We start from the raw sequence: 13,328 nt of genomic DNA, 5'->3' as shown, positions 1-13,328 counted from the left end.
GCCGACCGACTCCGTGAAGCGCCAACACGGTCACTGCCCCGCCTCGACGTCCAACAGAACTCATCTCCATCGAAATCGCGACAAGCACGTATGCCGCCTGTGACTACGCCAAAATCCCTTTCGCAATCGTATTGCGCTGTATCTCACTGGTACCCGTCACTATCCGATATAACCGCAACCGTCGAAAAATGAATTCCACCGGATGATTTTTGGTCACGCCGACGTTGCCATGTATTTGCATAGCTTTATCGGCGATTTCAAAACACCGTTCGGATACGAAGAGCTTGCACATGGCCGCGAGTTCGCGTACATCGTCCCCCGCGTCGGCGCGCTGTGCAGCGCCCAATACCATTTGCTCGCAGGCGTAGAGCGAGGTCGCCATATCAGCCAGCATGTGCTGGATGGCTTGAAAGCGGCTGATCGGGCCGCCGAACTGCTGGCGTGTTTTGGCGTAATCGACGGCCATGCGAAAGGCCTGTCGCGCTAACCCTATCATCGTAGGACAGTGCAGCAGGCGATTGACGCTGACGCGGTTCATCGCGATGCGGAAACCTTCTCCCGGTTTGCCGATCAGGTTTTTTTTCGGCACGCGCACATGATCCAACACGATGTCTGCATCGACATATTGTCCCGTCATCGGCACGCAATCATGCTCTAGCCGCACTCCCGGCAGATCCAGATCGATCAGGATAGCCGAGATTCCATCCATGCCTTTTTCAGGATCGGTCACGCACATCGTGATCGCAAAGTCGGCAAACATCGATGCCGTGATGTAGTGTTTAACGCCTGTGATGATGTAGTCCTCACCATCCTCTACCGCGAGTGTGCGCAGGCTGCTGGCATCTGAGCCGGACTGCGGCTCTGTCATGGCAAAGCAGGCGCCACGCTCGGCATGGACTACCGGCATGATGTAGCGTTCCAGCTGATACGGCGTGGCGTAACGCACGAGATTGCCGATCCGTGACGGTCCGCCCCAGTCGCCCAACACATGCGGAAACAGAATGGCGCCCGATGCGGCGGCATCGTCTTTCAAGATACATAGGTCCCGGTACGGCAAGGCCTGTCCGCCGATTTCCTTGGGCAATTGCAGGCCATACAAGCCCAGGGTGCGCGAGCGTTGCCAAATCGATTTGACCAGCTCGCGGGGAAACTCGTCCTCGTATCCCAAGCCGCGCTCGCGCTCCATGGGAATCAGTTCGTTATGCAGATAACGGTGCAGGCGTTCGCGTAACTCGGCGAGTGTGGGGCTGTCTTGGGCCATGATGTCTCCTGGAATAAGTGCTAGCTTGACAGCGCCAACGCGCTTGGTGATTATCTTTTCTTTGAGTTCAATAACCAGGCGGAATCATGCGACTCGAAGATCTGGACTATTTTCTGGCCGTAGCGCGCGCCGGACACGTAGGACGCGCAGCTGATGGCATGGGGATCAGCCAACCCGCGCTGACCAAGGGGATCCGGCGCCTCGAGGACGAGCTGAAGCTGCAATTGTTCGTGCGCACGCCAAAGGGGATGGAACTGACCATGCCCGGGAAAGCGTTTTACCAGCGCAGCCTGCAAGCCCGGCGCGAGCTGGACGAGGCATTGCGCGAGGCCGGTGATTTGCATCGAGGCAGTGTAGGCCTAGTGCGTGTAGGGGTGACACCGTTGCTGGTGGAGCCGGTGTTTAATCAGGCTTGTGTCGAGTTGATGGCGCAGCGGCCCGCTGCAAAAATCAATGTGGTGGTTGCGCTCAACGATGCCTTGATTCCGGCGTTGCGTCAGGGCGACCTGGATTTTTCCATCAGTTCGCTACACGATTCGGCTGCGCCTGCGGAGTTTGACCGCATTCCCCTGTTTCGGGACAGTCTCTTTGTCGCAGCCCGCCGTGGGCATCCCATTTTTGGCCGAGCCCAGATCCGCTTTGAGCATCTGCTGGGTTATAGCTGGATGCTGCCGGGTTTGCAGGTCGCCTCGCGCCGCTGGCTGGAAACCAGGTTCGAACAGCATGGGGCTCCGCCGCCTAACATCATGGTCGAGTCCAATTCGTCGGTCTCCAGCTTGGTGAGCATTTTGCAGAGTACCGATTTGCTGACTGTGATCAGCGAGATCACGCTGCGATCCGAGGCGGGGCAGGGTTTGGCCGCGGTGCCCCTCGACGATGTCACCTGGCATCGCGAGATCGGCATCATGACGCGTCATGGCAGCTATCAATCGCCGCTGGCCGAACGCCTGATCGAAATTCTGCGCGAGCGCGCACAGGGGCGTTGACGGCCGAAATGCGCGTAGGCCTGCCGCCGGCAATGGCGGTGGCCAAGCCAAACCTATTCGTTGCGCAACCCGAGTTGTTTGATCAGGGGGCCATAGCGGTCCGACTCGGCCTGGATCAGTGCCCGAAACTCCTCTTGTGTGCCAGCGATAGGCGTGAACGACTGCGATTGCAGTGCTTTCTTGACGTCGGGTTGATTCACGACTTTGATCATGGCTTGATTCAAGCGCTTGACGATATCGGCAGGCGTGCCTTTGGGTACCGCAATGCCACCCCAACTGCCGCTTTCAAAATCTTTATAGCCGGCCTCTGCCACTGTCGGTACGTCGGGCAATGAGCCGGCGCGATCCCGGCTGGTCACAGCAATGGCGCGCACGCGGCCGCTCTCGATGAATGGCATGGCGGGTGCCACGGCGATGATGCCCACGCCGACCTGGCCGCCTGCCAGGTCGTTGATCATGTTGCTGCCGCCGCGGTAGGGCACATGCACGGCATCGATACCGAAGTGCTGTTTGACTGCCTCGAATGTCAGATGCATGGATGAGCCTACGCCAGGGCTGCCGTAGCTCAGCTTGCCGGGATTGGCCTTTGAATAGGCGGTCAACTCGGCCAGGTTATGAATGGGCAAACTGCTGTTGACCAGAATGACATGGGGCGACAGGCTGATTCCGGAAACGGGTATCAGATCGGCTATAGGGTCGAATGACAGATTCGGTGTCAGATGTTTGGCAATGGCAAAGTTGCCGCCATATTCCAGCAGCGTATAGCCGTCCGCGGGCGAGTTCACGACTTTCGCGCCGCCAATGCTGCCGCCGCCACCCCCGACATTTTCCACAATGATGTTCTGGCCCAGTTCGCGCCCCAGGGGGTCTGCCACCAGGCGGGCGATGTAATCGAACTGGCCGCCAGCGGTAAAGGGCACCACCAAACGTATGGGCCGATCGGGATATGTGCCGGCTCGGACGGTAGCCGGAATCAGGGCCGCCAAACCCAGCACCAATGCGGCCAGGGTTCGCCAGGGGCGATGAACGCGTATTTGCACGAATGTCTCCTAGGAATCGCAAGCAGGCTGTCGAATGCGCCTGTCGTGGCCAGATTTAACCTGCGTAGGCTCATCGAGCGATGCCCTATACGCGTATCTCGATAACTTTACGGCATGATATTCGCTTGATAACCCAGCGGCATTGAAAAACTCGTTCGGGTTATTTGCCGAGCATGACTCTGGTTGCACCATCCTGCCATGCAAAAACGATGGAGCAAGCCATGAATCAAGGACGATATACCAGCCGTAACGCAACCTATTGGCGTGATCGGCCAGCCATCATCTATGGTGAAAAGACAATTAGTTTTGGTCAGCTCGACACGCGCTCGAATCGCTTGGCCAATGCCTTGCTGGGGTTAGGGCTGGCCAAAGGGGACCGTGTTGCGATTCAGGCCTGGAATTGTCCTGAAATCATCGAACTCGAATGCGCGCTGTACAAAGCAGGCCTGGTCAAGGTCGCGTTGAACGCACGCCTGTCCAGCCGGGAGGTCGTCGATACGGTCAATAACGCCCAGGCGACGGTATTCATCGTTGACCCGGCGCATAGCGAAGGCGTGGCCTCGGTCTTGAGCGAGTTGAACAGCGTGCGCCATATGATCGTGACGGGCAACGACGCGATCGAAGGCTGGCGTTCATACGAGTCGTTTATCGCGGCGGGTGCGGATCGGAATCCCGATATCGAGATGGTGGAAAGCGATCTGGCGGTGCTGCATTTCACATCAGGATCGACCGGCAAACTCAAAGCCGCGATGCAAACGGTGGGCAATCGCATGGCGTCGTTGCGCAAGGTTGTCATGGGCCGTATGCGCGCCAATCCGGGTGAGGTGCTGGCGCTGGCAGGCCCCATCACGCATGCCAGCGGTATGTTCATGCAGCCGTTTCTGTTCCAGGGGGGCACTATCCTGCTGCATGATCGTTTCGACCCCGAGGCCTTTCTGGCTTCGGCGGCAAAGCATCGTGCGGCGTTCAGTTTCATGGTGCCGACGATGATCAATATGTTGATTGCCGAGCCCAGCTTGCATCGTCACGACTTGAGCGCGTTGCGCCAGATATCTTATGGTGGCGCACCGATGGCGCCGGCCCGCGTGCGCGAGGCATGGGAGGCGCTGGGCCCGAAACTGAGCCAAGGGTACGGCACTGGCGAAACTACAGGCGGGCTTGCGTTGCTGAGCACGGCAGACCATGCATATGCGTTGGCTTCGCGTCCAGAGCGTCTCTCATCCTGCGGCCGATTGTTTGGCGAAGGCGAACTCTGCTTGCTCGGTGATGATGGGTTGCCTGTGGCGCAGGGCGAGGTGGGCGAGATTACCGTGCGCGGTCCTGATGTATTCGCCGGTTATTGGGGCGAGCCGGAATTGTCGGCGCAGGCATTGCGCGACGGGCGTCTGCATACTGGTGATCTGGCGCGTATGGACGAGGAGGGTTTTGTCTATATCGTTGACCGCAAGAAGGACATGATCATCACAGGCGGATTCAATGTCTATCCCACCGAGGTCGAGCAGGCGTTGTATCAACACCCCGATGTGTACGAGGCATGCGTATTCGGTATTCCCGACGATAAATGGGGCGAATCGATCAAGGCAGTACTCGTGCTGAAACCCGGCGCTCAGACGGGACAGGCCGAGCTCATGGAACATTGCCGCACGCATCTGGCCGATTTCAAGAAGCCGCGCAGTATCGACATCGTGTCCGAACTGCCAAAAAATGCGAATGGGAAACTGGCACGTAAACCGTTGCGCGATGCGTATTGGGAAGGCCTCGAACGCAAGGTAGGCTAGGAGCTTGGTTGGCTGGCGCATCACGCGCGGCCTGCTGTCGTGTTGTGGGCGTTGATGCGCGCAACAGGGTGGTATGGGGCAGGTCGAGGTAGACTATCTGTCCTTTGATGGCCGATGCGAAGCCAGCTTCGCTTGCGCTGTGGACCCCCAGGAGCCCCGATGCAGACCTTCCTAGATCACATTGCCGTTGTGGCGCCAGACCTGGCCAGTGGCACACGTTTTGTCGAACAGGCTTTGGGTGTGTCCCTGCAAGCAGGGGGGCAGCATCCTCGCATGGGCACGCATAATAAACTGCTGCGGCTGGGCGACGATGTTTATCTGGAAGTCATCGCGGCCGATCCTACCGCCTCGGCGCCGGAACGGTCTCGATGGTTCGAACTGGACCAGATGGCGCCTGGGTCGATGCCCAGGCTGGGAACCTGGGTGATACGTACCGACGATATCGTTGCGGCTCAGGCTGCTTGCTCGTGGGATACGGGCCCGATCGAGAGCATGACCCGGGGTGCGTTGGCCTGGCGTATCACGATTCCCGCAGATGGCAGTCTGCCCGAGAGCGGCGTGGCTCCCACTTTGATCCAATGGGACGTTCCATCGCATCCCGCCAACATGCTGGATGACAAGGGCTGCACACTGCAAGCCTTAGAGCTCTTTCATCCCGAACCTGATCGCATATGTGATGCGTTGGATGCGTTGAACCTGCACAACAGCAAAGTACAGGTGCGGGCGCTGCCTGCCGGCACATCGCCGCACCTGATCGCCCATATCCGTACGCCTCATGGGCTGCGTATGCTGTCCGCCGATTTTTCGGCGTAGTTATTCCGGTTCATTGAGCCTGGATATTCGCGCTTTTTACGACTGCCTTGTAGGTCTTGAGATCAGTCTCGATCTGTCGGCGAAACTCCTGCGGGGTATTACCGGACGCGGTGATTCCCAGGCCTGCCAGGCGCGCTTCGGTTTCGGGCGTGTGAACTACATCATGAATCGCCTGTTGCAGCTTCGAGACGATATCCGCCGGTGTTTTTGCCGGGGCCAGGATTCCTATCCAAGAGTTCGATACAAATCCGTCCACACCGGACTCTGATACGGTAGGCACATCAGGCAACGAGGGCAGGCGTTTTTCTGTGCTGACGGCGATGGCTTTGAGCTGCTTGCGTTCAACATAGGGATAGGCGCCCGCGACTGCGGTATATAACAGCGGCAGTGTGCCGCCTACGACGTCCGCCATTGCCTGGCCACCGCCTTTATAAGGAATGTGCTCCAACTTTATCCCCGTACGTTGACGCAACAGTTCACCCGCCAAATGCGGCGTGCTGCCTACGCCGGCACTGCCATAGGAAATGCCCTTAGGTTGTGTCTTGGAGTACGCGATCAGCTCTTGCAACGTATTTGCTGGGACTTTGGGGTTCGCCACGATGATCAGCGCAGCGTCACCGATCTTGCTCACGGGGGCCAGGTCTTTTAGCGTATCGAATGGGATGTCCTTGTGCACGTATGGGTTGATGACCAGCGTGCCATCAAATCCCAGCAGCAGGGTGTAGCCGTCGGGTGCGGCTTGGGCGGCCATGTGCGTGCCGATGTTGCCCGATGCACCGGGCTTGTTGTCCACAATGATTTGCTGTCCCAAGCGTTGGCCGAGTTTGTCTGCGACCAGGCGCGCGCCGGTATCTGATACTCCGCCGGGTGCGAACGGGACAATGAGACGTATGGGGCGGGAGGGATACTGTTTTGCTGTTTCATTGGCATGCGCCAGCGGACCGCCGAATGCGGTAATCGCGACACAGATCGAGGTGAGTGCGCGGGTCAATAGTTGACGGCGCTGCTGGATGAAATGATGGATAGGCATGTGTGTCTCCTTGGTGTTGTTATGCATTGTTGATGACGCGTGTCATGTGCTGATCATGACGCGGTCTTATCGGCTGCGTATTGCCGCCTCAGCCACGCGATGCTGCGTCCGCCTAGGGCACGGCCCAGTTGTGCTTCGGCAAAGTCGATGGCTTTCAGCAAGCCCGGGAGCGCGATGTTTGTCGTAAAGCCACTGCGTTCGGCCATCAATACCAGGTCTTCGGTCGCAGCATTGCCGGCTGCACCTGGTGCAAACGGGCACCCGCCGATGCCTCCCACACTCGCGTCGAAACGCCGCACGCCGGCTTGTATTGCAGCCCAGGCATTAGCTGTAGCCATGCCGCGCGTGTCATGAAAGTGGGCCGCGAGTTTCTCGATCGGTAGCACGCTGGCCAGTCTTTCAAAATGGTTTTTAACCATACCTGGCGAGGCCGAGCCTATGGTGTCAGCGATGACAATTTCTTCTGCGCCTGCCTGATGCATACGTTCGGCCAACGCTACAACCGTGTCCAGATCCGTGGGACCTTCGAAAGGGCAGTCAAAGGCCACTGCGATATAGGCGCGTGTGCGCAAGCCCAGCGCGTGTGCGGCGTGCAGCGTGTCTTCGCAGACGTTCGTTGCCGTGACGAGATCCATATTGATATTTTTCTGATTCATCGTCTGCGTCGCGGACAGTACGACGGCGACTTCCCGCGCACCTGCTGCATGGGCGCGTTCCAATCCTTTCAGGTTGGGAATGAGCGCCGATGCTCGCAGTTGTGGCAGAAGCCGGTTGATTTCTGCCATCAATTCCGCTGCATCCGCCATTTGCGGCACAGCCTTTGGCGATACGAAACTCGTCGCCTCGATGCTTGTCACGCCTGCTTCGTGTAATAGCTGGATCAGTTGAAACTTGGCTGAAGTGGAAACAGGAACCTGCTGGTTCTGCAGCCCATCGCGCGGGGCAACGTCCGTAATGATCACGGTGTTCAGAGACATGGTCGGCTCCTGGTCAGGCAATGGCGCCGTTATCGCGCAGTACGGCCAGGCGCGCATGGTCATAGCCAGGCAGGGTACCCAGCACCGCGTCCGTGTGCTCTCCTAAATCCGGCGGGCTGCCATATTGACGTTCGTTTGCTGCCGACAGTTTGATGGGATTGCCGGGCATGGATAGCATCTGTCCAGACTTCAACGGCACCTCGACGATCATATCCCGTGCCCGCACCTGCGCGTCGTTCAATGCCTGCTGGAAATTGTTCACCGGGCCGCATGGAATGCGTGCCGCCGACAATTTTTCCAACCAGTACGTGGTCGGGTGTTTGCGCAGTTCGTCGCTGACGATAGCGTCGATCTGTGTTTTGGCAGCAAAACGCCCTGGCTGCAAATCGTATTCCGGTTTGCGCAACGCAGGCAGATCGATGCATTCCAGAAACCGTTTCCAGAAAGCATCACCGATACACGCCACAATGATGTAGCCGTCTGCAGTGGGATAGGCGTTATAGGGCACATGCACAAAATGGCTGTTACCTATGCCCTGGGGTACGATGCCAGACATCAAATGCATGGTCGCCATATAGTTCAGCAACGAGATCTGTGCGTCGAGCATGGATACATCGACATGTTGCCCACGGCCGGTGCGTTCTCGTTCGGCTAACGCGGCCAGTACACCCATGGCCCCGAACACGCCTCCGCCCAGATCACCGATCGGAATGCCGCTACGCGTGGGCCCTTGTTCAGGCGTGCCGGTGATCGACATGCCGCCGCCCATGGCCTGTACGACTTGGTCAAACGCCGGGCGCTGCGTGTCGGGGCCGGTACTGCCAAAGCCCGTCACCGAGCAGGTGATGATGCGCGGGTTGATCTCTGATAGTGCGGCGTAGTCGATGCCCAGTCGTTGCGTCACGCCGACGCTGAAATTGTCGAACACTACGTCCGCGCTGCGTACCAGGTCTTTGAATACCGCCAGGCCGGTTTCGCTTTTCAGGTCGATGCACACGCTTTGTTTGTTGCGGTTCAACGTGAGGAAATACGCGCCCATGCCGTCGCGCGAGTAATCGGGATCATGTTCGAGCAAACGGCGGGTGCCTTCACCACTGCCCGGAGGTTCGACCTTGATGGTGCGCGCACCCAGGTCGGCGAGCAGCATTGTGCCGTAGGGCCCCGAAAGCATATGAGTCAAATCCAGCACGGTAATGTGTTCGAGCGCCAAAGCGAGCCTCCAGTCCATAGGCGTTGCGTGAGAAACATGCTTTATGCAAAGGCCGTGCCAGTTTTTTGTTTTTATAACTATTTGATTTTTAAATGAATTATTTTTATCGATTTGGTTTGAATGTTCTATGAGACATAATTGAGACGTCAATATGTCTCATTGAAACGAACGGACCGCCATGAGCTACGCAGACCTGACGACACGTGCCGACCTGCCTCGCCTGTGTTTCCTGAGCTACCGGCAGATTCGGGAATTCGCCATGCCAGTCGTGGCCGAGTACACCGGCCGTGCTCACATCGAAGTCGTAGACGGCACATTTGGCGGCGCGCTGGACATTGCGCAGGACCGCTTGAGCCGCGGACTGGTCGACGCCTTTGTGAGCGCGGGCTCCAACGCCAGTATTCTGCGTGCCGGGTTGCAGGCCCCGGTTGCTACGATTCAATTAGGGGGCTTCGACATTCTGCAGGCCCTGATCAAGGCCCGGCGTATTGCCAACAGAGTTGGTGTCGTGATGTACGGGCGTACCATTCCCGAATTGGACGCGGTCAAAGACCTCCTGAATATCGAGATCGTGCAGCATGCATATCAGACGCCCGACGATGCGCGACAGCGTTTCGAGCAACTGAGGCGCGACAATTTTCAGGTCATCGTGGGATCCAGTCTCGTCGTCGAGCTGGCTGAACAGGCGGGGTTGCATGGGCTGTTGGCGTATTCCCTGGCCAGCGTGCGCAAGGGCTTCGAAGACGCCATCGAACTGGCGCGTGTCGCGCGTCTGGAAGCTGGCCGTTATGAACAGCTCAACGGCGTACTGCACAGCTTGCAGGATGCCGTGCTGGCTGTAGACCGGGATCATCGCATCATTGCCGTCAACCCGCCTATGCAACGCTTGTTGACGGCCAACGACGAGGACGTGACGGGGCAAGCTCTGGATCAGTTGCGGCCCGAGCTGACGCTGCGTACAACATTGGACACGGGCCAGCAGGAAAGCGCAGGCTTGCAACGCTTTGGCGGCCGTGACTGGATCGTCAACCGCACGGCCATCCGCGAACGGGGTGCGATTGTCGGCGCGGCGCTGACGCTTTATGACGCGGGCCGCATCCACGAGGCAGATACGAGCCTGCGGGTGCAGCAACGCCGCCGGCAGAATGCGGCGAAATACCGATTCGACGAGCTGATTGGCCAGAGTCCGGGCTTTCTGCGTGCGGTACAGGCAGCGCGCCGCTATGCTCAAACCGATCTGACCGTCTTGATTGCGGGCGAGAGCGGCGTCGGCAAAGAGCTATTCGCCCAAGCCATACACAACGACAGCCGCCGCGCCGATCGGCCTTTCGTTGCGGTGAACTGCGCTTCGTTTCCCGAGTCCTTGCTGGAAAGCGAACTCTTCGGGTACGAGGAGGGCGCATTTACGGGGTCCAGGCGTGGCGGTAAACGTGGTCTGTTCGAGGCTGCCCACACAGGGACAATATTTCTCGACGAGATCGGCGATATGCCGCTGCCCCTGCAAAGCCGCTTATTACGCGTGCTGCAAGAGCGCGAGATTACCCGTGTCGGCGCAACGGCCGCGATTCCCGTTGATGTACGGATCATCGTCGCCACGCATCAGCCGTTGCGCGACATGATTGAGCAGCGGCGTTTTCGCCAAGACCTGTATTACCGCATCAATACCCTGCGTCTCGCCGTGCCCGCACTGCGGGAGCGCCCCGATGATATTGGGCCTTTGCTGCACGTTTTGGTCGCTCGGTGCCTGTCCCGATTGGGCGCAATGCCAGCGCGAGACACCGTAGCGCTCATTGCGCCGTGGTTGCCGCAGTTAAAGCAATATTCTTGGCCTGGCAACGTCCGGGAGCTGGAAAACATGAGCGAACGTATTGCCGTATACCTCTCTCAATACGGTAGTCCTGAGGCGATTGATTACGATGCCTTGCGACATGATTGCCCAGAGCTCTTTGAGGGTACGCAAACCTTGGCCAATAACACGGGCGAGGCGTCTTTGCGAGCGCGCGCCATCCAGGCGCTCGAGGCGTGCGGCGGGCGGCGCCAACAAGCCGCNCGCCACCTGGGCATCAGCCGCTCTACCTTGTGGCGCTGGATGAATGAGGATTGACATTCACGCGTTGAAATCGCGAGATGTCCTTCGATACCACTCAGTGCGCCATCTTGGGCGTCGCCATCAACGTGAATCCCTGTGCGGGCAAACGTATAGATATCAACGAGGCCAGCAGCAGAATGACACCCGCACTGCCAAAGGCCACCCAATGCGTACCAAAGGTCTCATAGCCCCAGCCGCCCAGCCACGAACTGATCATCGCACCCACCTGATGGCCCAGATAGGCGCAGCCATACAGGACCCCCACAATGCGAACGCCATAGATATCGGCCAGAATCGCCGACGACATCGCAATGCTGCCAGCCCAGACAATACCGCCGACCGCCGCTGCCAGATAGAGTTCCCAGTGCGTACCGACCACCATGAGTGCAAAGAACCCCAGGCCGCGTATCAAATAAATCGCCGCCAGAATATGGCGTCGCGGCAGGCTGTCCGAAATCCGGCCCAGCACCAGCGTACTGAATATCGCTACCAGCCCAATCAATCCGATTCCCAGCGAGCTCGTCGTTGCGTCAAAACCATGATCCATCAGCATAGGCATACCGTGGGTGCCCAGCAGGTTCATGCTGAACCCACAGGCAAAGAGTCCCAGCGTGATCTGCCAGAATGGTTGCGTGCGCGTGGCTTCGCGAAAGCTCAGGCTTTCAGGGATGCTGGTGCGGCGGCTGCTTGATTTACGGGCGATCTGCTCGGGCGTCAGATCTGTGTGTTCTGGCGCCTGATCGCGAATGACGAACAGGGCCAGTGGAACGGTGATGGCCGTGAACACCACTGCAAAGCCCAGCAGCGTAGTCTGCCAGTGCGTAGACTCAATAGCGAAAGTCAGCACGGGCGTCATGATCGCGATTCCGGCCATGGATCCCGTAGACAAAAAGAACAACGCCATCCCGCGCCGCCGGGTAAACCAACGAGTCAGCACAGGCGTCAGCGCGACGGGGCTCGTAAAGCCCAATCCGATCGACAACAGCACGCCAAAGGACAGAAAGAAACTCGTCGCGCTGTGGGCATTGACGGACCAGATACTCGAGATGACCACAATCGCCGTACCCAGCAACAGGACAAAACGCGTGCCATGCCGGGCGACCAGCAGGCCCGCCACCGGCATGGCGAGTCCATAGCAGAGCATGCCGATGGCGACGATGCCCGACAAAAGGCTGCGGCTGAAACCCAAGTCCCGGGCAATAGGCAGAAAAAATGGGCCTACGCCCATGCGCATGCCCACCGTCAGCAAGGTCAGCAGGGTGGCTGCTGCGACAATGTTCCACCCAAAATACCAGTTGCCACTCCGTGTCCCAGCCACTGCCTTCTCCGTATCCTGTTTGCGGGCTGCCTCTAGATCGGGTGCCCTGGACGGGAATTGTCGGACATTTTGGGAAAATGCGCTTGGCGCTGTACGGCTATCGAACTTTGCGCAAATGCGCCGCCGGCTATCCGGCGAGGCCAGGCTTTATTCTTCGGAAGGCGTGAGATCACGCCATTGGGTCTCGGTCATGCGAGGCAGCTCTACCAGCTTGTTCTGAATGCTGTACCAGCCGCCGCCGTGCATTCTGCCCACCAGGTCCAGGCTGGGCGTGTCGATATGGCACCGTTCCGCATCCAGCACGGCATCATCACGAATATGCATGGCCAGGATATCGGCCACGATGATGCGCCGATGGGCAGAGACATCTAGATGCTGCTGTACGCGGCATTCCATGGCGACTGGGCTGGCCGCGATACGAGGCGGCGCCACCTTGTTCGAGGCGGCGATTTCCAGGCCGGCCGCTTGCAGCTCGTCCACACCAGGCGCGAAATCGATCGCCGTGACGTTCATCTGAGCCATCAGTTCCGAAGACACCATATTGATCACGAACCCGGCGCCGATGTGCAGATTGGCGACCGTATCCTTGTGCGTGCCCTCCGGCCGCGTGCCTATGCCAATGCACACCACAGGTGGCTCGCCCGACATCGCGCCAAAAAATGAGAACGGTGCGGCGTTATTGCGGCCTTGTTCATCCTGGCTCACGATCCACGCGATCGGACGCGGCACGATCGTCGCCGTCATCAGCTTGTAGGCGTTATTCCCTTTCAGTGCAGAGATATCGAAATACATGGTCAGGCTCGTATGTGTTGGCGGGGCGTACCAC

General features: G+C 58.7%; 11 protein-coding genes and 1 pseudogene. 5 read left to right on the top strand and 7 right to left on the bottom strand.

Annotation, left to right across the window (positions count from 1 at the left end):
• Positions 1-103 precede the first annotated feature (103 nt).
• Positions 104-1,261 (bottom strand): acyl-CoA dehydrogenase family protein, encoded by a 1,158-nt coding sequence (locus ACNA0J_RS19700; RefSeq protein WP_415820555.1) that lies wholly within the window; start codon positions 1,259-1,261, stop codon positions 104-106.
• A gap of 86 nt (positions 1,262-1,347) precedes the next feature.
• Between ACNA0J_RS19700 and ACNA0J_RS19695 the strand changes: the two genes are divergently transcribed.
• Complete coding sequence (locus ACNA0J_RS19695) at positions 1,348-2,247, top strand: LysR family transcriptional regulator (protein ID WP_415820554.1); 900 nt, start codon at positions 1,348-1,350, stop codon at positions 2,245-2,247.
• Between the two features lie 53 nt (positions 2,248-2,300).
• Here the strand turns inward: ACNA0J_RS19695 and ACNA0J_RS19690 are convergent, their stop codons facing one another.
• Positions 2,301-3,287: a Bug family tripartite tricarboxylate transporter substrate binding protein gene (locus ACNA0J_RS19690; RefSeq protein ID WP_415820553.1), complete on the bottom strand. Its 987-nt coding sequence runs from the start codon at positions 3,285-3,287 to the stop codon at positions 2,301-2,303.
• Between the two features lie 221 nt (positions 3,288-3,508).
• Here ACNA0J_RS19690 and ACNA0J_RS19685 point away from each other — a divergent pair, with 221 nt between their 5' ends.
• Positions 3,509-5,065, top strand: coding sequence for an AMP-binding protein (locus ACNA0J_RS19685; protein WP_415820552.1), 1,557 nt, complete (start codon positions 3,509-3,511; stop codon positions 5,063-5,065).
• Positions 5,066-5,224: 159 nt separating this feature from the next.
• The gene (locus tag ACNA0J_RS19680; RefSeq protein ID WP_415820551.1) at positions 5,225-5,878 is read left to right on the top strand and encodes a VOC family protein; all 654 of its coding nucleotides are present in this window, start codon (positions 5,225-5,227) and stop codon (positions 5,876-5,878) included.
• 10 nt (positions 5,879-5,888) lie between these two features.
• On the opposite strand, the gene ACNA0J_RS19675 is transcribed toward ACNA0J_RS19680, so the two are convergent.
• From ACNA0J_RS19675 to ACNA0J_RS19665, 3 genes are read right to left on the bottom strand one after another with little or no spacing between them, the layout of a single operon-like run.
• Complete coding sequence (locus ACNA0J_RS19675) at positions 5,889-6,908, bottom strand: Bug family tripartite tricarboxylate transporter substrate binding protein (protein ID WP_415820550.1); 1,020 nt, start codon at positions 6,906-6,908, stop codon at positions 5,889-5,891.
• A gap of 53 nt (positions 6,909-6,961) precedes the next feature.
• Positions 6,962-7,885 carry a hydroxymethylglutaryl-CoA lyase gene (locus ACNA0J_RS19670; protein ID WP_415820549.1) on the bottom strand — a complete coding sequence of 308 codons (924 nt, stop codon included), beginning with the start codon at positions 7,883-7,885 and terminating at the stop codon, positions 6,962-6,964.
• Positions 7,886-7,898: 13 nt separating this feature from the next.
• Positions 7,899-9,095 (bottom strand): CaiB/BaiF CoA transferase family protein, encoded by a 1,197-nt coding sequence (locus ACNA0J_RS19665; RefSeq protein ID WP_415820560.1) that lies wholly within the window; start codon positions 9,093-9,095, stop codon positions 7,899-7,901.
• Positions 9,096-9,273: 178 nt separating this feature from the next.
• Between ACNA0J_RS19665 and prpR the strand changes: the two are divergent.
• Both prpR and ACNA0J_RS19655 read left to right on the top strand, forming a co-directional pair.
• A pseudogene (gene prpR, locus ACNA0J_RS19660) lies at positions 9,274-11,144 on the top strand (propionate catabolism operon regulatory protein PrpR); the annotation flags it as partial.
• A gap of 1 nt (position 11,145) precedes the next feature.
• Positions 11,146-11,199, top strand: a 54-nt coding sequence (locus tag ACNA0J_RS19655; RefSeq protein ID WP_415820559.1) for a hypothetical protein, incomplete at its 5' end; no start/stop codon positions are given.
• 40 nt (positions 11,200-11,239) lie between these two features.
• Here the strand turns inward: ACNA0J_RS19655 and ACNA0J_RS19650 are convergent.
• Positions 11,240-12,502 carry an MFS transporter gene (locus ACNA0J_RS19650; protein ID WP_415820548.1) on the bottom strand — a complete coding sequence of 421 codons (1,263 nt, stop codon included), beginning with the start codon at positions 12,500-12,502 and terminating at the stop codon, positions 11,240-11,242.
• 147 nt (positions 12,503-12,649) lie between these two features.
• Positions 12,650-13,294 carry a flavin reductase family protein gene (locus tag ACNA0J_RS19645; RefSeq protein WP_415820547.1) on the bottom strand — a complete coding sequence of 215 codons (645 nt, stop codon included), beginning with the start codon at positions 13,292-13,294 and terminating at the stop codon, positions 12,650-12,652.
• Positions 13,295-13,328: the final 34 nt, after the last annotated feature.

Source organism: Bordetella tumbae (genome assembly GCF_965139195.1).
In the GTDB taxonomy this organism is placed as follows: domain Bacteria; phylum Pseudomonadota; class Gammaproteobacteria; order Burkholderiales; family Burkholderiaceae_B; genus Bordetella_A; species Bordetella_A tumbae.
This window is presented reverse-complemented; position numbering and strand designations above follow the sequence as displayed.